Source organism: Leifsonia shinshuensis (genome assembly GCF_031456835.1).
Classification (GTDB): domain Bacteria; phylum Actinomycetota; class Actinomycetes; order Actinomycetales; family Microbacteriaceae; genus Leifsonia; species Leifsonia shinshuensis_C.
The window spans coordinates 2847109-2867391 of the sequence record NZ_JAVDVK010000001.1 but is presented as its reverse complement, the minus strand read 5'-3'; the positions used below and the strand labels follow the sequence as shown (position 1 = coordinate 2867391).

Annotated in this window: 20 protein-coding genes; 8 read left to right on the top strand and 12 right to left on the bottom strand. The window is 71.8% G+C overall.

The features are described from left to right. Nucleotides 1-16 precede the first annotated feature (16 nt). The 3 genes from J2W45_RS13985 to J2W45_RS13975 all read left to right on the top strand — a co-directional run bounded on the left by J2W45_RS13985 (nucleotide 17) and on the right by J2W45_RS13975 (nucleotide 2589). Nucleotides 17-1240 carry a sugar ABC transporter permease gene (locus tag J2W45_RS13985; RefSeq protein WP_396427120.1) on the top strand — a complete coding sequence of 408 codons (1224 nt, stop codon included), beginning with the start codon at nucleotides 17-19 and terminating at the stop codon, nucleotides 1238-1240. A 119-nt stretch (nucleotides 1241-1359) separates the two neighbouring features. Next, nucleotides 1360-2277, top strand: coding sequence for a CPBP family intramembrane glutamic endopeptidase (locus J2W45_RS13980; protein ID WP_310132947.1), 918 nt, complete (start codon nucleotides 1360-1362; stop codon nucleotides 2275-2277). Between the two features lie 75 nt (nucleotides 2278-2352). Beyond that, nucleotides 2353-2589 (top strand): hypothetical protein, encoded by a 237-nt coding sequence (locus J2W45_RS13975; RefSeq protein WP_121263242.1) that lies wholly within the window; start codon nucleotides 2353-2355, stop codon nucleotides 2587-2589. A gap of 100 nt (nucleotides 2590-2689) precedes the next feature. Here J2W45_RS13975 and hemL read toward each other — a convergent pair whose 3' ends face one another. The 11 genes from hemL to hemE form a co-directional block, all read right to left on the bottom strand. After that, nucleotides 2690-4000, bottom strand: coding sequence for a glutamate-1-semialdehyde 2,1-aminomutase (gene hemL / locus J2W45_RS13970; protein ID WP_310132943.1), 1311 nt, complete (start codon nucleotides 3998-4000; stop codon nucleotides 2690-2692). Further along, a complete protein-coding gene (gene hemB, locus J2W45_RS13965) occupies nucleotides 3988-4914 on the bottom strand; it encodes a porphobilinogen synthase (protein ID WP_310135035.1) in 927 nt (308 codons plus the stop codon). Before hemB ends, hemL begins: the two co-directional genes overlap by 13 nt. Before the next feature lie 117 nt (nucleotides 4915-5031). Further along, nucleotides 5032-5838, bottom strand: coding sequence for a uroporphyrinogen-III synthase (locus J2W45_RS13960; RefSeq protein ID WP_310132940.1), 807 nt, complete (start codon nucleotides 5836-5838; stop codon nucleotides 5032-5034). Then, nucleotides 5835-6836, bottom strand: coding sequence for a hydroxymethylbilane synthase (gene hemC, locus J2W45_RS13955; protein ID WP_310132939.1), 1002 nt, complete (start codon nucleotides 6834-6836; stop codon nucleotides 5835-5837). Before hemC ends, J2W45_RS13960 begins: the two co-directional genes overlap by 4 nt. Next, on the bottom strand, nucleotides 6833-8029 hold the full coding sequence (locus tag J2W45_RS13950; RefSeq protein WP_396427090.1) for a ferrochelatase: 1197 nt from the start codon (nucleotides 8027-8029) through the stop codon (nucleotides 6833-6835). Before J2W45_RS13950 ends, hemC begins: the two co-directional genes overlap by 4 nt. Next, on the bottom strand, nucleotides 8026-8757 hold the full coding sequence (gene hemQ / locus J2W45_RS13945) for a hydrogen peroxide-dependent heme synthase (protein WP_310132936.1): 732 nt from the start codon (nucleotides 8755-8757) through the stop codon (nucleotides 8026-8028). The genes J2W45_RS13950 and hemQ overlap by 4 nt, the downstream gene beginning before the upstream one ends. A gap of 49 nt (nucleotides 8758-8806) precedes the next feature. Further along, on the bottom strand, nucleotides 8807-9022 hold the full coding sequence (locus tag J2W45_RS13940) for a DUF3618 domain-containing protein (RefSeq protein ID WP_310132934.1): 216 nt from the start codon (nucleotides 9020-9022) through the stop codon (nucleotides 8807-8809). Continuing rightward, nucleotides 9012-9431 (bottom strand): phage holin family protein, encoded by a 420-nt coding sequence (locus tag J2W45_RS13935; RefSeq protein ID WP_310132931.1) that lies wholly within the window; start codon nucleotides 9429-9431, stop codon nucleotides 9012-9014. Before J2W45_RS13935 ends, J2W45_RS13940 begins: the two co-directional genes overlap by 11 nt. 35 nt (nucleotides 9432-9466) lie before the next feature. Beyond that, nucleotides 9467-9787 carry a hypothetical protein gene (locus J2W45_RS13930; protein ID WP_310132929.1) on the bottom strand — a complete coding sequence of 107 codons (321 nt, stop codon included), beginning with the start codon at nucleotides 9785-9787 and terminating at the stop codon, nucleotides 9467-9469. Nucleotides 9788-9796: 9 nt separating this feature from the next. Further along, nucleotides 9797-11392 (bottom strand): protoporphyrinogen oxidase, encoded by a 1596-nt coding sequence (gene hemG, locus J2W45_RS13925; protein ID WP_310132927.1) that lies wholly within the window; start codon nucleotides 11390-11392, stop codon nucleotides 9797-9799. Nucleotides 11393-11397: 5 nt separating this feature from the next. Further along, complete coding sequence (gene hemE, locus J2W45_RS13920; RefSeq protein ID WP_310132926.1) at nucleotides 11398-12540, bottom strand: uroporphyrinogen decarboxylase; 1143 nt, start codon at nucleotides 12538-12540, stop codon at nucleotides 11398-11400. 98 nt (nucleotides 12541-12638) lie between these two features. Between hemE and J2W45_RS13915 the strand changes: the two genes are divergently transcribed. The 4 genes from J2W45_RS13915 to J2W45_RS13900 all read left to right on the top strand — a co-directional run bounded on the left by J2W45_RS13915 (nucleotide 12639) and on the right by J2W45_RS13900 (nucleotide 18672). Then, on the top strand, nucleotides 12639-13946 hold the full coding sequence (locus tag J2W45_RS13915) for a glutamyl-tRNA reductase (RefSeq protein WP_310132923.1): 1308 nt from the start codon (nucleotides 12639-12641) through the stop codon (nucleotides 13944-13946). 22 nt (nucleotides 13947-13968) lie between these two features. Further along, the gene (locus J2W45_RS13910) at nucleotides 13969-14592 is read left to right on the top strand and encodes a GNAT family N-acetyltransferase (RefSeq protein ID WP_310132921.1); all 624 of its coding nucleotides are present in this window, start codon (nucleotides 13969-13971) and stop codon (nucleotides 14590-14592) included. A 73-nt stretch (nucleotides 14593-14665) separates the two neighbouring features. After that, the gene (locus J2W45_RS13905) at nucleotides 14666-16054 is read left to right on the top strand and encodes a glycine--tRNA ligase (RefSeq protein WP_310132919.1); all 1389 of its coding nucleotides are present in this window, start codon (nucleotides 14666-14668) and stop codon (nucleotides 16052-16054) included. Between the two features lie 77 nt (nucleotides 16055-16131). Beyond that, nucleotides 16132-18672, top strand: coding sequence for a bifunctional lysylphosphatidylglycerol flippase/synthetase MprF (locus J2W45_RS13900; RefSeq protein WP_310132917.1), 2541 nt, complete (start codon nucleotides 16132-16134; stop codon nucleotides 18670-18672). Between the two features lie 9 nt (nucleotides 18673-18681). Here the strand turns inward: J2W45_RS13900 and J2W45_RS13895 are convergent, their stop codons facing one another. Continuing rightward, nucleotides 18682-19749 (bottom strand): PrsW family glutamic-type intramembrane protease, encoded by a 1068-nt coding sequence (locus tag J2W45_RS13895; protein WP_310132914.1) that lies wholly within the window; start codon nucleotides 19747-19749, stop codon nucleotides 18682-18684. 121 nt (nucleotides 19750-19870) lie between these two features. Here J2W45_RS13895 and J2W45_RS13890 point away from each other — a divergent pair, with 121 nt between their 5' ends. Then, nucleotides 19871-20272 (top strand): hypothetical protein, encoded by a 402-nt coding sequence (locus J2W45_RS13890; RefSeq protein ID WP_310132912.1) that lies wholly within the window; start codon nucleotides 19871-19873, stop codon nucleotides 20270-20272. Nucleotides 20273-20283 lie beyond the last annotated feature (11 nt).

The following is a 20283-nucleotide window of genomic DNA, read 5'->3' as shown; positions in this document are numbered from 1 at the left end:
CGAGACACCGGCCGAGATGGCGGCCGACCTCCAGGACGAGCGCCTCATCCGCGAGGAGGGCCTCGCCGGAGCGGTGCGCGCGTTCGGCCGGCGGGTGCGCGGCGGCGACCTCGGGTCGCTCCCGGTGGTCATCGGGCTGGCCGTGATCTGGGTCGTGTTCCAGATCCTCAACCCGAACTTCCTGAGCGCGAACAACCTGGTCAACCTGACGCTGCAGTGCGCGGCGATCGGCACGATCTCGATCGGCATCGTGCTGGTGCTGCTGCTCGGCCAGATCGACCTGTCGGTCGGCTCGGTCAGCGGTGTCGCCGCGGCCATCCTGGGCGTCGGCTTCACCCAGCTGCACTGGCCGCTGTGGCTCACGGTGATCCTGGCCATCCTGGCCGGCTCGGCGATCGGCCTGCTCTACGGGTTCCTGTTCACGCGGTTCGGCGTGCCGAGCTTCGTGATCACCCTGGCCGGACTGCTCGGGTTCCTCGGCCTGCAGCTGTGGATCCTCGGCGCGAACAGTTCGATCAACATCCCCTACGACTCGTGGATCGTGAAGTTCGCGCAGCAGTGGTTCCTCCCGCCGTGGGCGGCCTACGCGCTGGCCGTGATCGCCGCGGGCGGGATGTTCTTCTCCGACTTCCGCCGCAACGTGCGCCGCCGGAACGCCGGGCTCTCCGAGGGCTCGATGACGGTGGTCGCGGTGAAGGCCGTCCTGCTGCTCATCGGCCTCTGCATCAGCGTCTGGTACCTCTCGACGGACCGCGGGACCGGGGCGATGTTCCTGTTCTTCGTGATCCTCGTGATCGTGATGAACTTCCTGCTCACCCGCACCCGCTGGGGCCGCTCGGTCTTCGCGGTCGGCGGCTCGGTGGAGGCGGCCCGGCGCGCCGGTATCCGCGTCAACCGGGTGTTCATCAGCGTGTTCATCCTCTGCTCGACGTTCGCGGCGGTCGGCGGCCTGCTCGCCGCCGCGCGACTGGCGTCGGTCGGCGCCGGCTCGGGCGGCACGGACACCAACCTCAACGCGATCGCGGCAGCGGTCATCGGCGGCACGAGCCTGTTCGGCGGGCGCGGCTCGGCGTGGTCGGCGCTGCTCGGCATCCTGGTCATCCAGTCGATCTCGAACGGCCTGACACTGCTGAACCTGGACTCGTCGTACCGGTTCATGATCACCGGAGCGGTGCTGCTGCTCGCTGTCATCATCGACTCGCTGTCGCGGCGCTCTCGCGAGTCGCACGGCCAAGCCTAGGGACCGTCAGCCAGCGGTGGGTGACGCCTCGTGCGTCACGTTCCGGATGAAATGCACGTCATAAGTCGGAGGACGCTCACTCGAGCGTCCTCCGACTCATTTCATCCAAGGAGCGCCGCATGCGCACGCAGTACCATTTCGAAGCCGGGCCGGTCAGGAACGGCTTCTATTCCCGACTCACCCGTCTTCCCGCCGCGGTCTATGTCGCCCTCGGCACGGTGGGGGCGTTCGCTCTCGCATCCTTGACCATCGCAACGGGCACGCTGTCCGACACGCTGCTGAAGCCCCTGAAGGAGAGCAACCCCGAACTGGGCAGTCTGCTCGGCATGCTGGCGACCTTCGCTCTGTTCTGGGTCGTCTTCCTGGTCTGGGCGGTGCCCAACCGATTCCGCGCGAGCGGCATGAGTCGGCACCGGATCGGGATGTTCATCCCTGTCGGTCTGCTGCTCGGGGTGCTCATGTCGGCCGCGACGACGGGCATCAAGAGCCTGGTCTTCGGCTCGCGGTTCACCTTCGATCCCGGCCCGCTGGGCACGCCGATGTTCTGGCTGATGGGCCTGGCGCTGCTGCTCGCATTCTCCGTGCAGGGTGGGGCGGAGGAACTGATCTTCCGGAGCATGGTGCCCGCCTTCCTCGCCCGAAAGGCCAACGCGCTGACCATCGTCATCGTGATGTCGGTCGCCTTCTCTGCGGCGCACTTCGCCATCGCGGTCGAGCAGCCGCTGGTCTTCCTGTACACGTTCCTGCTCGGTGTCTTCTTCGGTCTGCTGGTCCTCGCCAGCAACTCGCTGTGGTTCGCGATCGCCGCGCACGGGGCCTTCAACTTCGGGAGCAGCTATCTGGTGCAGGTGTTCCCCCCTGCTCCGGGCGGCTTCGAGCTCGCTCCCTACCTCGGCCCGGCCCTGACCGGGCTCCTGGCCACGGTGGTGATGCTGGTCGTGCTCCAGAAGACGCGTCCGGGCTGGCACCGGGAGTCGCTCCGAACCCTCACGGACCCGTCCTCGCGCGACATGGCGCGCGAGGGGGCGCTGGCCTGATCCGGTCGTGACGGCCGGGCCGCTGCCCGGGCGGCCGCGGTCCCGCACCTGGGGCGGGCGTGGGAAAGTGGTGGGATGACCCGGACCACCACCTTCCGCGCCCGCCTCCTGCGTTCCGGCGCGGAGCCGCAGACGGTGACCGTGCGGTCGTCGTCGGACGCCCCGCCGCGCACGCTGCGGCGCGCCGCAGGCGGAGGCGGGACGCTCAACTTCGACGTCTACGCGCTGCTCGACGCGGACGGCTGGCCCGCCTCCGCCACGTACACCTACGTGGAGTCGCTCTCGCGCGAGCCCGCCGCCCCCGACGCGTAACCCCTCCCCCGATTCCTCTTTCGTCGAGGTGCACGTTGTTGCGGTCGACACGCCGTGGGAGTGCGCAACAAGGTGCACCTCGGCGAAGGGGGGACCCGGGTTAGAGCGTGGCGGCGGCCGCCGCGCGGGCGGCGGCGGGGGCGGCGTCCAGGATGCGGGCGACGGCCGCGTCGTCGTGTGCGGCCGTGACGAACCAGGCCTCGAAGACGCTCGGCGGGAGCGAGACGCCCTGGTCGAGCATCGCGTGGAAGAACGCCCGGTAGCGGTACGCCTCCTGCCGCTGGACCTCCGCGTAGGTGCGCGGCGCGTGCGGGTAGTCGCCGAAGACGAAGCTGAACAGGTTGCCCGCCCGCTGCACGCGGTGGGCGACGCCGGCGGCGCCGAGCGCGTCCGAGACGCCGCTGGACAGCGTCGCGGCCACCTCGTCGAGCCGCGCGTAGACCGCCGCGTCGGCGTTGGCGAGCGTGGCGAGACCCGCGGCGACCGCGACCGGGTTCCCGGACAGCGTGCCCGCCTGGTAGACCGGGCCGGCCGGCGCGAGGAAGTCCATGAGCTCCGCGCGTCCGCCGAGAGCCGCCAGCGGCATCCCGCCGCCGATGACCTTGCCGAACGTGACGAGGTCCGGGGTGTAGCCGCGGTCGAGACCCCAGTAGCCGGCCGGGCCGACCCGGAAGCCGGTGAGCACCTCGTCGAGGATGAGGAGGGCGCCGAACTCGTGGGCGAGGTCGGCGAGGGCCGCATTGAAGCCGTCCTCCGGAGCTACCACGCCCATGTTGGCGGCCGCGGCCTCGGTGATCACGGCGGCGATGTCGGGGCCCTGCGCCTCGAAGACCGCGCGGACCGCATCCAGGTCGTTGTAGGGCAGCACGATGGTCTGCGCGGCCGTCGCCTCCGTCACGCCGGCCGAGCCGGGGAGGGCGAGCGTCGCGAGGCCCGAGCCGGCCTCGGCGAGCAGGCTGTCCGAGTGCCCGTGGTAGTGGCCGGCGAACTTGATCAGCAGCGGGCGTCCCGTGAACCCGCGCGCCAGACGGATCGCGCTCATCGTCGCCTCGGTGCCGGTCGACACCAGCCGCAGCTTCTCGACGAACGGGACGCGCCCGATGACGGCCTCCGCCAGCTCTGTCTCGGCCGGCGTGGATGCGCCGAACGAGAGTCCGCGCGCCGCCGCCTGCTGCACCGCCTCCACGACCGCGGGATGCGCGTGGCCGAGGATGGCCGGACCCCACGACGCGACGAGGTCGACGTACTCGCGCCCCTCCGCGTCGGTGACGTACGGGCCGCGCGCCGACACCAGGAACCGCGGCGTCCCGCCGACGGATCCGTAGGCGCGGACCGGCGAGTTCACGCCGCCCGGGATGACGCGCTGCGCCCGCTCGAACTGCTGGAGGTTCACATCGGTCATCGCAGCCATCCCGCCACTTCGGTCGCCCAGTAGGTCATGATCGCGTCGGCGCCCGCACGCTTGGCGCCGATCAGGGTCTCGTGGATGATGCGGTCGCGGTCGATCCAGCCGTTGGCCGCCGCGGCCTCCACCATCGCGTACTCGCCGGACACCTGGTACGCCCACACCGGGACATCGCTGATGGCGGCGACATCGCTCAGCACGTCGAGGTAGCTCAGCGCCGGCTTCACCATGAGGATGTCCGCGCCCTCCTCGAGGTCGAGCCGCGCCTCGCGCAGGGCCTCGCGTCGGTTCGCCGGGTCCTGCTGGTACGCGCGGCGGTCGCCGGAGAGCTGGGAGTCGACGGCCTCGCGGAACGGCCCGTAGAAACCGGACGCGTACTTGGCCGCGTAGGCGAGGATCACCACGTCGGTGTGCCCGGCGTCGTCCAGGGCCTCGCGCACGGCGGCGACCTGGCCGTCCATCATCCCGCTCAGCCCGAGCAGCTGCGAGCCGGCCTCGGCCTGGGCGACGGCCATGTCGCGGTAGCGGAGGAGGGTGGCGTCGTTGTCGACGTGCCCGCGTTCGTCCAGGACGCCGCAGTGGCCGTGATCGGTGAACTCGTCGAGGCACAGGTCGGTCTGCACCACGAGCGCGTCGCCCACCTCGTCGGCCAGCACCCGGGTGGCGACGTTGAGGATGCCGTCCGGGTCGGTCGCCGCGGAGCCGACCGCGTCGCGGGTCTCCGGCACGCCGAAGAGCATCAGGCCGCCGACGCCGGCCTCCGCGGCCTCGTTCGCGACGCGCTTCAGCGAGTCGAGGCTGTGCTGCGAGACGCCGGGCATCGAGCCGATGGGGACGGGCTCGGTGGCGCTCTCGCGCACGAAGAGCGGAAGGATCAGCTCGGCGGGGTGGAGGCGGGTCTCCGCGGTCAGCCGGCGCATCGCCGGGGACTGCCGCAGCCGTCGGGGACGGATGACGGGATGCAGTTCACTCACTCACATCAGCCTACGCCCGCGTGGCTGAGCGGCTGCCGAACGGTCCGGGTAGCCGGTTCGGTGTCAGTACTCGTCGTCGGAGGTGTCGACCGCCCGGGAGAGCGCGACCTGCACGACGGCGTCGATGAGGGATGCGGCGGTGCGCTCGGCCGCGATGACGTCGACCCGCAGACCGAAGGCGCGGGCGTCGCGGGCCGTCTGCGGGCCGATCGCGGCGATCAGCGTCGACTCCGGCACCGGGCCCAGCTGCTGCTGCACCTGCTCGGCCACCGAGCCGCTGGTCACGAGGATCGCCTGGAACAGTCCGTCGCGGACCTCCGTGACCACGTTCTCCGGCACCGGGACGCCGACCGTGCGGTACGCGACGACCGACTCCACGTCGTGGCCGATCCGGCGGAGGCCTTCGGTGAGCAGCGGCTTGGCGATCTCGGACCGGAGCGTGAGGACGCGCAGCGGGAAGGCTCCCTGCGTGGCGGCCTCCCACTCCGCGAGCAGCCCGCGCGCCGAGTTGTCCTCGGACGGCACCAGGTCGACGTGGTAGCCGGCCGCGGCCAGGGCGGCCGCGGTCGTCTCGCCGACGGCGGCGACGCGGGTGCTCGGCGGCACCACCGCGCGCTGCGAGCTGAGGACGTCGACCGTGGTCGCGCTCGTGACGGTCATCCAGTCGAACTCGCCGTTCGCGAGCCGGGCGAGGGCGGCCTCCAGGGCCGGCGCGTCCGCCGTCGGCGCGAAGTTGATCATCGCGGCGACGACCGGGGAGGCGCCCTTCGACCGCAGGTCGGCGGCGACGGAGTCGCCCCACGGACCGCCGCGCGGCACGAGCACGCGCCAGCCGGCGAGCGGCTTCGGGGTGGGAGCCGTGTTCGTCATCGCGAGCTCCCCAGCGGCGCCAGGTCGGCGGCGCCCGCGCCGAGCAGCTCGGCGACGACGCGATCGCCGACGTCGTGGGCGGCCTCGACGAGGTGGGCGGCGCCGAGCGAGTCGGGCGTCGCGGCATGGGAGGCGGTCAGGTGCTCGGAGCCGTCGGGCCGGTACACGGTCGCGGTGAGGAAGAGGAGGCCGTCGTCGACGAGCGCGGTGGCGCCGATCGGGGCGGCGCATCCTGCCTCGAGTCCGGCGAGCACGATCCGCTCGGCGACGACCGAGGCGTGGCTCGTGACGTGGTCGACCGCCGAGAGGGCCCGGGCGATCGGGCCGCGGCCCTTCTCATCCCCGGCGCGCACTTCGAGGGCGAGGGCGCCCTGGCCGGGTGCGGTCGGCATGAGCGACAGCGAGAAGTAGTCGGTCACCGCGTCGAGGCGGCCCAGCCGGCTGAGACCGGCGGCGGCGAGCACCACCGCGTCCAGCTCACCGGACGCGACCATCCCGAGGCGGGTGTCGACGTTGCCGCGGAGGTCCACGATGTCGAGGTCCGGGCGCTGCGCCTTGAGCTGGGCGACGCGACGCGGAGATCCCGTGCCGACGCGTGCTCCCTCCGGGAGCGTCTCCAGCGTGAGGCCGTCCCGGGCGCACAGGGTGTCGCGCGCGTCCGCACGCTTCGGGATGGCGCCGATCACGAGCCCGGGAGCGGGCGCGGTCGGCAGGTCCTTGAGCGAGTGCACGACCAGGTCCACGTGCCCGGCGCTCAGCGCATCCCGCAACGCCGTCGCGAACACCCCGGTGCCGCCCAGCTGCGCCAGCGATTCCCGCGAGGTGTCGCCCTGCGTCGTCACCGTGACGAGCTCGACGTCGGCGCCCGTGGCACGGGCGATCGACTGGGCGACCGCGGTCGTCTGCGCGACCGCCAGGGCGCTGCCGCGCGTGCCGATGCGCAGCACGCCGTCGCGGCGCTCGGCCGCGCCGTCGACCCTCGTCACGGTCCCGGTCACGGCGCCAGTCCCGCAGCGGCCGGCTTGAAGCCGAGCCGGACGTTCTCGCAGCATCCCGGACGGCACACGTCGTACCAGGGGCCGAGCGCGGTGACGGCCGGGCGCTGGTCGGCCGGGACGGCGTCGCGCCGCTCCAGCACCAGGTCGACGAGGCCCTTCACGTAGGCGTGGTGGGTGCCGGGGGTCGGGACGCGGACGGCGACCAGGCCGTTCTCGTCGCTGGTCTCCATGGCCTCGTTGTCGAGGTCCCAGAGCACCTCCATGTGGTCGCTCACGAAGCCGAGCGGCACGATGACGACGGCCTTCACGCCCAGCGCGGGAAGCTCGGCGATCCGGTCGTTGATGTCGGGCTCCAGCCACGGCATCGACGGCGGGCCGGAGCGGGACTGGTAGACCAGATCCCACTCGACGGTGCCGCCGGTCGCGGCCTGCGTGACGACCTCGGCGACCGCGAGGTGCTGCGCGGCGTACGCGCCGCCCTCGCCGAAGCCGCGCGACGCGGGTCCGGACTTGGCCGCGTCGGTGGAGGGGATGGAGTGCGTCGAGTACAGGATGCGCACCTCGGTCGCGGGGTCGAGGCCCGGCAGCTTCTGCTGCAGCTCGTCGATCGCTGTGCGGACGCCCTCGATGAACGGCTCCACGAAGCCCGGGTGGTCGAAGAACTGGCGCACCTTGTCGATCTGGATGCGCCCCTCCAGGCCCGTCGACTCCAGCGCGGCCGCGAAGTCCTCGCGGTACTGGCGGCAGCTCGAGTAGGACGAGTAGGCGCTGGTCGCGATGGCGATGAGCTTGGTGAACCCGCGCTCGTCGGCCTCACGCAGGGCGTCCGCCAGGTACGGGTCCCAGTTGCGGTTGCCCCAGAGCACCGGCAGGTCGATGCCGCGCTCGGCGAGCTCCCCCTCCAGGGCCGCCTTCAGCTCGCGGTTCTGGTCGTTGATCGGGCTCACGCCGCCGAAGTGGCGGTAGTGGTGCGCGACCTCCTCCAGGCGCTCCTCCGGGATGCCGCGCCCGCGGGTGACGTTTCGGAGGAACGGGATGACGTCGTCCTGGCCCTCCGGGCCGCCGAATCCCGCGAGCAGGATGGCGTCGTAGGCGGTCGGCTCGGTGACGTGCTCCGGGCCGGATGCCGCCGCGGGGGTGGCGCCCAGCACCCGCTGGGTGGGCTGGGCGTCAGGGGTCTGCGCGTCGGTCACTGGAGGACCTCCACGACCTCGGCCGCCTCGATGCGGCGGCCGGTGAAGAACGGGACCTCTTCGCGCACGTGGCGGCGGGCCTCCGTGTAGCGGAGCTCGCGCATCATGTCGACGAGGTCGGTGAGCTCGTCGGCCTCCATCGGCAGGATCCACTCGTAGTCGCCGAGGGCGAACGAGGCGACCGTGTTGGCGAGCACCGAGCGGAACGCGGCGCCCTTCCTGCCGTGCTCGGCGAGCATCTTGCCGCGCTCCTCGTCGGGCAGCAGGTACCACTCATAGCTGCGCACGAAGGGGTAGACGCACAGCCAGTTGCGCGCCTCCTTGCTGCGGAGGAAGCCGGGGACGTGGGACTTGTTGAACTCGGCGTCGCGGTGCACGCCCATCGCGTTCCACGTCGGGAGCAGGCTCTTCAGGAGGCGCGTGCGGCGCAGCTGACGGAGTCCCCACTGCAGGGTCTCGGCCTCGGGACCGTGCAGCCAGATCATCAGATCGGCGTCGGCGCGGAGACCGGAGACGTCGTAGAGCCCGCGAGTGGTCACCCCCTGCAGCTCGATGTCGGCGATGACGCCTTCGAGCTCGTCGACGAAGGTCGGCACATCCGTGCCGTCGAGGTCGTCGGGGCGCGCCGGGTCACGGCGCAGCACGGCCCAGAGGGTGAAGCCGGTCGGGTTCTCGTCGGGGGTGTCGGGGGCGGACGACTCTGCCGGAACGGCAGCCGGGGTACTCATACCCACAGTCTCCCTCCGAAACCTGGGAAGGCCAAAAACGTGCCGGCGCTCACCGTCGGACGAGGACCACGATGCCCCAGACCGCGCCCGCCACCGCGACAGCGGCTCCGACCGCGAGCCCCGCGAGAGCGGCCGGGTTGTCCTTGCGGAGGCGCTGGATGCGCTCGCTCGCCCGCTTGGGCACGTTCAGCTTGTACTCGATCGCGTCCACGGTCGCGGCCAGCTCGGCGCGCGCCCGGTCGACGTCGCTGCGGTCAGTTGTCATACTTGCCCAGCCCCTTCAGCGCGTCCGCGTCCTCTTTGATGCTGTCGATGGTCTGCGACGGAGCAAGGCCGTCCATCTTCTTGAACGAGCGGATGCCGATGAGCGCGAGCACGACGGCGATCACAATCAGCGCGCCGAACACGATCAGCGCGGCCGCCCACGCGGGGAGCGCGACCGCGATCCCCAGGATGGCCGCGGCGATCAGCGCGCCGAGCGCGTAGAACGCGAGCAGCGCGGCACCGATGAGCAGCCCTATGCCGACCCCGGCATATTTGGCCTTCTCGGCGAACTCCGCCTTCAGATGGGCGAGCTCCGCCTTCAGCAGCCCGACGAGCTGTCGCGGCAGGTCGGAGACCAGCTGCCCCAGAGACTTCGTGCGCGCACTCTCGGGCCGTACCGGGTCGGTCATCGCGTCTCCCCTCGTCGCTTCCGTACAGTACTCCGTCAGGAGGCCGACGGGCCTGAGCCGTCTGCGGCCCGGATGGCCGCCTCGGCGGCCGGCGACGGGTAGGGGGCCCGCGCCTCGCGGCGGCGCTCGTTGGCGCGCACCACGAACTTCTTGATCGTCACGTAGACGGTCTCGGGGAACTCTCCCACCTTGTCGGCGACGAAGTCCTCGACCGAGTGCACCTGCTTCTGCACTCCCGGCGACTCCCAGACCTTCGCGGCCGCGGCCTTCAGCTGCTCGTAGCGTTGGCGACCGGCACGCGCGCCGAGCACGTAGCCCACCGCCGCTCCGGTGATGAAGAGGATCTTGCCGCGCATTCCGTCTCCCTATTCCGTGTCCGTCGGTCCGTGTTCCGTCCCGCCGTCGGCCTGCAAGGCCTCCGTCAGGGCTTTCCACCGTAGACCTCGTGCCCGCTCGGCCGTGCGGCGAGCATCCGGGATGACGGAGGCGAGGCCCGTTCCGGTCAGCCAGGACCCGGTGACCTCGAGACCCTCGACGCCGTCGACCTCGGAGCGGACGCGCTCGATGCGTTCCCGCTGCCCCACTGTCGCATACGGCAGGGCGTTCGTCCAGGGGGTGCGGGCGAATGCCCTAACGGCGGATTCCGCGAACGGAATATTGAGCAGCCGCGCCGCGTCGGCGATGGCGATCGCCCGGAGTTCGGCGTCCGACAGGGTCGACGTCCCGTCGGTGCGTCCGGCGCGGCCGTAGGAGAGGCGCACCACGTGGCGGCCGGGGCCGGCGGCCTCCGCGACCCAGGCCCACTTCGCGCTGGAGTGCGTCATGGCCTTGGCGCGGACGTCCGTGCCCGGAACGTCCGCCACGAGCACCCCCGTGCCGACCGGGCTTGTCGCGAGCCGGGCGTCGTCGATGACAAGGGTCACGAGCTCGACGCTCGACGCGGGGGGCCAGTCGAGCGCGCGCAGTGCGGCGAGCTCATCCCCGAGCCCGGCGAGCAGCTCCAGCGAGGCGTCGGCCGGTGAGGCGAGCACCACGGCGTCGGCCGGAAGCTGCGTGCCGTCGCGCAGGGTGAGGAGCCAGCGCGCGGGGCGCGCCTCGGCATCCTCGCTGACGTCTGCTGCCTCAGCCTCCGGCGCGACGCTCCACGGGCGGATGGAGGCGACCGGCGAGTCCGTCCTCACGATCCCGCCCCGCGCCTCGATGTCGGCGACGAGCGCCTCCGGCAGCCGCCACATCCCACCCCGGATGCCGCCGACCGCGCTTCCGGCCTTGGAGGCGGACCGCAGCTCACCGACCGCTCCCGAGAGCGAGCCGAGCCGGGTCAGCGCCGCATTCAGGCCGGGTGCGACCACGTCGATGTCGAGGTCGTCGGGCGATGCCGAGTACACGCCGGTCGCGACCGGGGCGACCAGCAGGTCGAGGACCTTCCGTCCCATCCGCTTGCGCACGAGGGTGCCGAGACTCCGCTCCTGCCCGATCTTGAGCACCGGCATGAGCCGGTCGAGGTACGCGCGGAACGCGCCGCCCCACCCGATCGCCGCCGCGACATCCGTCGCGAGCGGGGAACTCGGGATGCCGAGCAGTCCGGCCTTGGGAAGCGGGACGGAGCGCGAGCCGTGACGCACCCAGGCGCCAGACGGGTTCGGCTGGACAACGTCGTCGTCCAGGCCGAGGTCGTGCAGCAGCTCGGCGACGTGACCGCCGCGGGTGGCGAAGCTCTCCGCGCCCGCGTCCACGACCATCCCACCGAGGGACAGAGGTGCGACGCTGCCGCCGACCCGGCCCGACGCCTCCAGCAGCGCGACCTCGAACCCGGGACGTGCGCACTCGCGCGCGACCACCAGACCCGCCACTCCCCCGCCGACCACGACGATGCGCGTCGGCGGCGCCTCCACCACATGGCGGAGCTCCTCGCCGACCTCGTCCTCGGTCACCGGGCCGTCGCCCGGGAGATCGGGCACGTCGCTCATTCCGGGCGCCACCCGTGGACCAGCTCGACGACCCGGGTCAGCACGGCCGGGTCGGTCTCCGGCGGCACGCCGTGGCCGAGGTTGAGCACGTGCGACGGGGCCTCGCGTCCGCGGTCGAGCACGTCGCGGACGTGGGCCTCGAGCACCGGCCAGGGGGCGTCGAGCATCGCCGGGTCGACGTTGCCCTGCACCGGAACGACATGACCCAGCCGCCGGCTGGCCTCGTCGAGCGGGATGCGGTAGTCGACACCGACGGTGTCGGCCCCGGCCTCGTGCATCGCCTTCAGCAGCTCTCCGGTCCCGACGCCGAAGTGCACCAGCGGCACGTTCCGAACCTCGGCCTCGGCGACGCCGCCCTCCTCCGCAGCGGCGCCGGCCACCTCGTAGGTGAGGTCGCGCACGTGCGACAGGGCCCGCGCGGACGCAGGCGCGACATGCGTGACGTAGTCGTGCAACGACAGGGATCCGGCCCACGAGTCGAACAGCTGCGCCGCGCTGGCGCCGGCGAGCACCTGGGCGCGCAGGAAGGCGCCCGAGATGTCGGCCGTCCAGGCCATGAGCCGCGCCCACGCCTCCGGGTCGGCGTGCATGAGGGTACGAGCCCGGATGTGGTCCTTCGACGGACCACCCTCGACCAGGTACGCCGCCAGGGTGAACGGCGCTCCGGCGAAGCCGATGAGCGGCGTCTCGTCCAGCTCCGCGATGGTCAGCCGCACGGCCTCCTGGATGGGCGTGAAGACGTCGGCGCCGAGGGCGGCGGGGTCGACGGCGGTCAGCCGGTCGACGTCCTCCGCCGTGCGCACGGCCTGCGCGAAGACCGGGCCCTTGCCCGGCTGGATCTCCACGTCGACGCCTGCGAGCTTCAGCGGCACGACGATGTCGCTGAAGAAGATGCCCGCATCCACCCCGTGCCGGCGGACCGGCTGCAGCGTGATCTCGCTCGCCATCGCCGGATCGAGGCAGGCGTCGAGCATGCGGGTGCCGACCCGCAGCTCGCGGTACTCGGGGAGCGAACGCCCGGCCTGCCGCATGAACCAGACCGGGGTCACCTCCGGCCGGTCGCCCTGGTAGGCGCGGACGAGCGGGCTGTTCGGGGTGCGCCCGGAGGCGAGGGGATGCTCGGGTGGGAGGGAGGTCACCCCACGATTCTGCCAGGGTGGTGTCTGGGCGCGCGCTGGGCTAACCGCCGACTGGGCGCCGATTCGAGGTTGGCCGGACGCGAGCGTAGGCTTTCGTCGTGCTTCTGTGCTTCTCGTCGAGTCACCGGACGGCGGACTTCGACCTCCTGGAACGGCTCGAGCGTCACGCTCCGGCCATCACCGCCGCACTCTCGGAGCACAGCGACATCGTCTCGGGCTCGGTCGTGCTCGCGACCTGCAACCGGTTCGAGGCCTACCTCGAGATCGACGAGCCGCTGCCCGCGGCCCGCGCCGTCTCGACCGAAGCCGTGCTGGACGCGGTGAGCAGCGCCGCCGGCATCGACCCGGACACCCTGCGCGCGGCGAGCGCCGTCTACAGCGACCACGCGGTCGCCGAGCACCTCTTCGCCGTGACCAGCGGGCTCGAGTCCGTCGTGGTGGGCGAGGGCGAGATCGCCGGCCAGGTGCGTCGCGCCCTCGAGTCGGCGCGCGCCGCCGGATCGGTGACCAGCGAGCTCGAGCGGGTGTTCCAGGTGGCCTCGCGCACGTCCCGCGGCGTGAAGAACCGTACAGGGATCATGTCGGCCGGCCGCTCGATGGTTCGGCTCGCGCTCGACCTCGCCGAGAGCCGCGTCAGCGACTGGTCGCAGACCCGGGTGCTCCTCGTCGGGACCGGCAAGTACGCGGGCGCCAGCCTGGCCGCCCTCCGCGACCGCGGAGCGACCGACGTGCGGGTGTACTCCCCCTCCGGCCGTGCGCCGAAGTTCGCCCGCTCGCACGACATCCTCCCCGTCGCCTCCGACGGCCTGGTGGATGCGCTCGCCGAGAGCGACCTCGTCGTCACCTGCTCGGCGGTCACCGACTACGTGCTGACCCGATCCGTCCTGGCCGACGCGCTCACCCGTCCGGGAGCGCTGGAGCGCCGCCTGGTCATCGACTTAGGGCTCCCCCGCAACGTCGACCCGGCCGTCTCCGAACTGCTCGGCGTCGAACTCCTCGACCTCGAGACCATCACGCTGCACGCGCCGCTCAAGGAGCTGCAGGCCGCCGACGACGCACGCAGCATCGTGGACGCCGCGGCCGCCGAGTACCGCGCGCGGACCGCGGAGCAGGCTGTCACGCCCGCCCTCGTCGCGCTGCGGAAGCACGTGTTCGACGTGCTGGACGCCGAGATCGATCGGGCGCGCGGCCGCGGCGACGGCAGCGAGCAGACCGAGGCGGCCCTGCGCCACCTCGCCGGCGTGCTGCTGCACACTCCGTCCGTCCGCGCCCGGGAGCTCGCCCGCAACGGCGACGCGTCCGCGTTCGTGGACGGCGTGGCCGCCCTCTTCGGCGTCGACGTCGAGGCCGAAGCCGCCTCCCGCCCCCGACTCTCCGCCGTGGACGACGAGTCCGCAGCATCCTGAACCGACCGCGTAAGGAGCGACCGTGAGCGACGAAGCAACCACGACCGCCGTCGCGCCGCATGGCGCCACCGGCCTCCCGTATGCCGCCGAGCAGCTCCGCACCGAGCGGCTGCTGCTCCGGCCGCTCAACACGGGCGACCTGGAGGACGTGCACGCCTACCAGAAGCTCAAGGACGTCGTCCGCTACCTCTACTGGGAGGTGCACGACCACGACGAGTCGGCCGAGCACCTACGCAAGCGCATCGCGATGAACCGCCTCGCGGAGAACGGCGACGGCATCGTCTTCGCGGTCGAGCTGGCGGACCCGGACGGCGGCGTGGGCCGCGTGATCGGCGACATCAGCCTGTTCCTCAAGAACGCGACCTGGGGCAAGTTCGAGATGGGCTGGGTCTTCCACCCCGCCGTGCACGGCCGTGGCTACGCGACCGAGGCCGCGCAGCGCGTGCTCGAGCTGTGCTTCGACACCCTCGGCGCCCACCGCGTGTTCGCGCAGCTCGACGCCCGCAACGACGCCTCCGCGCGTCTCTGCGAGCGCCTCGGGATGCGCCAGGAGGCCCTGCTGCGCGAGACGGAGATCTTCAAGGGCGAGTGGTCGGACACCGCGGTGTACGCGATCCTGGAGCAGGAGTTCCGCGCCGGCTCGTGACCCGGCGGCGGGCCGGGGCGCATCCTCAGTAGGATGGACGGGTCCCACCACCCGCATCGCACAGGGGAGCACCATGGCCGCACCGTCGAGACTGGATTCCGTCATCACGCTGGCGCAGCACCGCGGATTCGTGTTCCCCTCCGGCGAGATCTACGGCGGCACCCGCTCGGCGTGGGACTACGGCCCCCTCGGCGTGGAGCTGAAGGAGAACATCAAGCGCGAGTGGTGGAACGCCTTCGTGCGCGGCCGCGGCGACATGGTGGGCCTCGACTCGGCCATCATCCTGCCGACCGCCGTGTGGGAGGCCTCCGGCCACGTCCAGGTGTTCAGCGACCCGCTGACCGAGTCGCTGATCACGCACAAGCGCTACCGCGCCGACCACCTGTTCGAGGCGTACGAGGCCGAGCACGGCCACCCGCCGGCGAACGGCCTCGACGACATCCCCGACCCGGACCACCCGGACAAGGTGGGCCAGTGGACGCCGATCCGGCAGTTCTCCGGCCTGATGAAGACCTACCTCGGCGTCGTCGACGACGAGTCCGGCCTGCACTACATGCGCCCCGAGACGGCGCAGGGCATCTTCACCGACTTCGCGTCGGTGCTGCAGACCTCGCGCAAGAAGCCGCCGTTCGGCATCGGCCAGATCGGCAAGGCGTTCCGCAACGAGATCACGCCCGGCAACTTCATCTTCCGCACCCGCGAGTTCGAGCAGATGGAGATCGAGTACTTCGTCGAGCCCGGCACCGACGAGCAGTGGTTCGACACCTGGATCGACCTCGCCTGGGACTGGTTCACCGAGCTCGGCATCAAGCCGGAGAACATCCGCCGGTTCGAGCACCCGAAGGACTCGCTGGCGCACTACTCGAAGCGCACCATCGACATCGAGTACCGGTTCGACTTCGTCGGCAGCGAGTGGGGCGAGCTCATGGGCGTCGCGAACCGCACCGACTTCGACCTGAAGACCCACATCGAGCACTCCGGCAAAGACCTGAGCTACTTCGACCAGAACAAGAACGAGCGCTACGTGCCGTTCGTGATCGAGCCGTCCTTCGGCCTGACGCGCGCGCTGATGGCGTTCCTGGTCGACGCCTACGACGAGGAGCAGGTGCCCAACGCCAAGGGCGGCACCGACAAGCGCACCGTGCTGCGCCTCGACCCGCGCCTCGCGCCGGTGAAGGTCGCCGTGCTGCCGCTGTCGCGCAACGAGGCGCTGTCGCCGCTCGCCCGCGGCCTGGCCGACCGGCTGCGCAAGCGCCGCAACGTCGACTTCGACGACTCGGGCGCGATCGGCCGCCGCTACCGCCGTCAGGACGAGATCGGTACGCCGCTCGCGGTGACCGTCGACTTCGACTCGCTCGAGGACGACGCCGTGACCGTGCGCGACCGGGACTCGATGCAGCAGGAGCGCATCCCGCTGGAAGGCCTCGACCGTTACCTCGGCGAGCGGCTGCGCGAGTTCTGACCGGCCCGTCCCCCGCGCGGTGCGCGACGCATGCTCTAGCCTGACCTCGGACTGAGCCCACCGCGACGGAGGCCCGAATGAGCACCGGAGAGACCGCCCGCCGACCCGGCGTCGGCAGCGCGCTCGCCCGCTACGCGCGGGTGGCCCCCGCGAGCATCGCCCTGGCCGTCGTCGTCCTCGCGACCTCGATCGCCACCGGCACGCTGTGGAGCGTCGCGGCTGTCGGCCGGCCGGCCACCGTCTGGGCGGCCGGGGTTACGACCACCCTGCAGGCTGGCTCCTGGTGGACGCCGGTCACGGCGCTGTTCGTACCCGAGGACCCGCTGCAGCTCGTCGCCACGGTGCTCCTGTCCCTGACCGTGCTTGCCGCGGCCGAACGGCTGCTCGGCACGGCTCGCACGGTGTTCGCCTTCCTGGTGACGGGCGTCCTCGCCGTCGTCCTCGGGGTGCTGCTGCAGGCGGGTGCGGCGAGCATCGGCGAGCTCTGGGCGAAGGCCACCGAGTTCGACGTCACGCTGGACCCGACCATCGGGATCGTCGGCGCGCTCATCACGGCGAGCGCCTTCGCCGCCTCGCTCTGGCGCCGCAGGATCCGGCTCCTCACCTTCTCGGTCGTCCTGGTCTTCGTGCTCTACAACGGCGACCAGAACAACGTCTACCGGCTCATCGCGGCGTTGCTCGGGCTGGCGCTCGGCGTGATCCTGCGACGCGGGAGCATCCGGCGCCTCCACCGCAGCTCGCACCAGGAGACGCGCACGCTCGTCGCGGGAATCGTCGCCATCACGGCGTTCGGACCCCTGCTGGCCCTGCTCCCGCCCGGCGGCTTCGGACCGCTGTCGTTCGTGGCCGCCCTGTTCCAGCAGCCCGCGGTGGATGTCGCACAGGTGCTCTCGCGCTGCGACACCTCGTACTCGAGCAACTGCCGCGCCGAGCTGCTGCTCGTGTCGGTCCAGGGCCCCGGCGCGCTGCTCCTCTCGGTGCTCCCGCTCGCCCTCCTGCTGCTCACCGCGATCGGCCTGCGGCGTGGGCGCCGCTTCGCCCTCGTGCTCGGCATCGTCGTCAACGCCGCGATGCTGGTGCTGCCGTTCACCGCCCTGGGCGACATCACGGTGGTCGCTGACGACGTCAGCGCTCTCGGTCCCGCGCTCGAGGTGCTGCTCTGGCTGCTCGCGGCGATCCTGGTGCCGGTGGCATCGATCGCCCTGCTGATCGCCACACGACGGCAGTTCCAGCTGCGCTCCCCGCGCGACGCGTTCGTCCGCTTCGGCATCGTCGTCGTCTGCACCTTCGGCCTGCTCGCCCTCGCGTACCTGGTCGCCGCGCTGTCGTCGCTGACCGAGTTCGTGCCGGACGCGACGGTGGCCGACGTGTTCGCCTCCACGCTGCGCCGGTTCGTGCCCGCCGGGTTCCTCTCCGCGCTCGGCACCCCGATCATCCCGACCGCGCCGGTCGTCTGGCTGCTGTACCAGTGGGTGGGGCCCGCCTTCTGGACCGTGTTCGTGTTCGCCACGCTGCGGCTGTACCGCGCATCCTTCACCGGCCGGACGGTCGCCGACGAGGAGCACTTCCGCGCGCTGCTGCGCGAGGGCGGGGGCGGCACGCTCGGGTTCATGGGCACGTGGCCGGGCAACGTGTACTGGTTCAGCGCCGACGGGGAGGCCGCGGTCGCCTACCGCGTGATCAACGGGATCGCGATCACCCTCTCGGACCCCGTCTGCCCGCCGGGACGCGCACAGCGCACCATCTCGGAGTTCGTGCAGTTCTGCGACGTGAACAGCTGGGTGCCGGTGTTCTACAGCATCCACGGCGAGTACCTGCCGGTGTTCGAGGCCCTCGGCTGGCCGACGATGTCGGTCGGCGAGGAGACGCTGATGCACCCGCAGACCTTCGACCTGGTGGGCAAGCCGTGGCAGAAGGTCCGGCAGGCGCACAACCGCGGCATCAAGGCGCGCATCTCGACGCTCTGGACCCGGTGGGACGACCTGTCGCCGCTCATCCAGACCCAGATCACGGCGGTCAGCGAGCAGTGGGTCTCCGAGAAGGAGCTGCCGGAGATGGGCTTCACTCTCGGCGGCATCGCGGAGCTCAAGGACCCGGACGTGCGGCTGTATCTCGCCTTCGACCCGGACGGCGGGCTGCAGGCGGTGACCAGCTGGCTGCCGAGCTGGCGCGACGGACGGATCGTCGGCTGGACGATCGACTTCATGCGCCGGGCCGACGGGTCCATGTCCGGGATCATGGAGTTCGTGATCGCCTCGGCCGCGCAGCGGATGCGCGACGAGGGTGTCGAGGTGCTCAGCCTGTCGGGCGCGCCGCTCGCCACGAAGCCGGACGCGGACCTCGCGGCCGCCGGCGAGGGCGAGGGAGAGGGAGACGGCGACGGGCCGACGGCGATGGACCGCGTCCTCGCCTTCCTGGCCCGCACCCTGGAGCCGGCCTACGGCTTCGCATCGCTGTTCTCGTTCAAGAGCAAGTTCAACCCGACCTACGAGACGCTGTACCTCGCGTACCCCGACCCGCTGGCGCTGCCGGCGATCGGGAACGCGATCAGCCGGGCCTACCTGCCCGACGCGAACGCGCGCGAGTACGTCGCCCTGGCGCGCACGCTGGTGCGCTGACGTCGCGTCCTAAACCGCCTCGCGCTCCTCATGGCGTCGCCGGATGCGCCGTGCGATGAGCAGCCGCGCCAGTCCGCTGCCGAGCACGAACAGCAGCTCGAACAGCAGGAGCAGCCCGCCCCGCGCGGCGGCCGGCCACGGAAGCACCTGGGCGAGCCAGGTGGCCCCGTTGAAAAGTCCGTGCGCGGTCGCCACCGCGAGATAGGCCAGCACGACGCTCCACGTCAGCCGGAAGCGGCCGCCGCGCGCCGCGGCGAACACGGCGGCGCCGAGCAGGGCGGAGAACACGGGATGCAGGAACGGCCCGGTCAGCTCCCGGCCGATGACCGTGGCCAGGAACATCCCGAAGCCGGACCCGTTCTCCTGACCGCGCGCGAACGCCTCCTGCAGGTAGACGAGGTTCTCGATCACGCTGAAGCCCAGGCCGACGGCACCGCCGACGAAGAGGCCGATCCGCGCATCCTTCACCGGCAGCTTCAGCGCGAGCACGACGACGGCGGCCATCTTGACCAGCTCTTCGACCACCCCGGCGAGCACCAGCGCGAGCCCGCTCGGGTGCGAGGCGGTGCCGCCGCTGAGCACGTCGATCAGGCTGTTGATCGGGGCCGCCACCAGCGTGGCGGCCAGGCCGCCGACGCCCGCGATGATGACCAGCCGGGATGCGGTCAGCCCGTCCTCGCGCCGCAGCCGGTACGCCATCGTGTACAGGATGGCCGCCCCCACGGTCGCCGCCCCCGTCATCAGCAGGTAGGGCGAGAGCACAACGGGCCCGTCGTCCGCCGCGTGCGGCGCGATCGCCGAGAGCAGCAGGCTGAAGCCGAAGAGCCACGCCCAGATGAACGCACTCGCGCCGACGATGATCCACCCGCCGAAGCGGCCGATCCACTTGCGCGGCTGCCGGGGACGCTGCCGCACCGGCGCCTGCTGCAGCGGAGCGGTGTACGCGGTCCAGCCGGCGCCGCTCCACCACCGCAGGAACCGCGCGTCGTACGGGTCGCCGTACCAGCCGGCCGGCGGCAGCGCGGTGTTCTGCGGGTCGTACCCGGTGGGCTGGTTCTGCGAGGGAGCGACGGTCACCGAGCCAGCATACGAACGGAAGCCATGCGGCACCTGACCCCGTCCGGGTCGCACGGCGAGCCTCCGCACCCGACCCGGCAGGCGCCTGACATGCTGGACCTCAGGCACCAGAAGGATCACCATGCGCTTCACCACACCCGGCCGGAAAGCGGCCGTCATCGCGGTGCTCGTCGCGATCAGCCTCCTGCTGACCCTGCTCTTTGACGCTCTGCACTCGCAGGCCGGCTCGATCATCCTGACCGTGCTCCAGGTGATCGCCTGGTACCTGGTGACGCGGCTGTTCCGCGGGCCCGGGGAGCCGGTGCGCGCCGCCCGGCCGTGGTGGCGCATGACCAGCCGGCCGCTCCTGAGCGGCGTGCTCGCGGTGATCTACGGCCTGCTCGCCGTCGTGAACATCGGGTTCTCGTTCGCCGGTTTCGGCAGCCTCTCCGGCACGGTCTCCATCCTCGCCGAGCTCGTCCTGGCCGCGCTGTTCGCCGTGTCCTTCCGGCGGCTGTCGTCGCTGGCCCGCGCGACGGCCTGACCCGTAGGCTG

Excerpts from the sequence above, each read along its gene's own strand:
- J2W45_RS13985 (WP_396427120.1), top strand. The coding sequence starts at position 17 with ATGGCGGCCGACCTCCAGGACGAGCGCCTCATCCGCGAGGAGGGCCTC.
- J2W45_RS13980 (WP_310132947.1), top strand. The coding sequence starts at position 1,360 with ATGCGCACGCAGTACCATTTCGAAGCCGGGCCGGTCAGGAACGGCTTC.
- J2W45_RS13975 (WP_121263242.1), top strand. The coding sequence starts at position 2,353 with ATGACCCGGACCACCACCTTCCGCGCCCGCCTCCTGCGTTCCGGCGCG.
- hemL (WP_310132943.1), bottom strand. The coding sequence starts at position 4,000 with ATGGCTGCGATGACCGATGTGAACCTCCAGCAGTTCGAGCGGGCGCAG.
- hemB (WP_310135035.1), bottom strand. The coding sequence starts at position 4,914 with ATGCGCCGGCTGACCGCGGAGACCCGCCTCCACCCCGCCGAGCTGATC.
- J2W45_RS13960 (WP_310132940.1), bottom strand. The coding sequence starts at position 5,838 with ATGACGAACACGGCTCCCACCCCGAAGCCGCTCGCCGGCTGGCGCGTG.
- hemQ (WP_310132936.1), bottom strand. The coding sequence starts at position 8,757 with ATGAGTACCCCGGCTGCCGTTCCGGCAGAGTCGTCCGCCCCCGACACC.
- J2W45_RS13940 (WP_310132934.1), bottom strand. The coding sequence starts at position 9,022 with ATGACAACTGACCGCAGCGACGTCGACCGGGCGCGCGCCGAGCTGGCC.
- J2W45_RS13935 (WP_310132931.1), bottom strand. The coding sequence starts at position 9,431 with ATGACCGACCCGGTACGGCCCGAGAGTGCGCGCACGAAGTCTCTGGGG.
- J2W45_RS13930 (WP_310132929.1), bottom strand. The coding sequence starts at position 9,787 with ATGCGCGGCAAGATCCTCTTCATCACCGGAGCGGCGGTGGGCTACGTG.
- J2W45_RS13905 (WP_310132919.1), top strand. The coding sequence starts at position 14,666 with ATGGCCGCACCGTCGAGACTGGATTCCGTCATCACGCTGGCGCAGCAC.
- J2W45_RS13900 (WP_310132917.1), top strand. The coding sequence starts at position 16,132 with ATGAGCACCGGAGAGACCGCCCGCCGACCCGGCGTCGGCAGCGCGCTC.
- J2W45_RS13890 (WP_310132912.1), top strand. The coding sequence starts at position 19,871 with ATGCGCTTCACCACACCCGGCCGGAAAGCGGCCGTCATCGCGGTGCTC.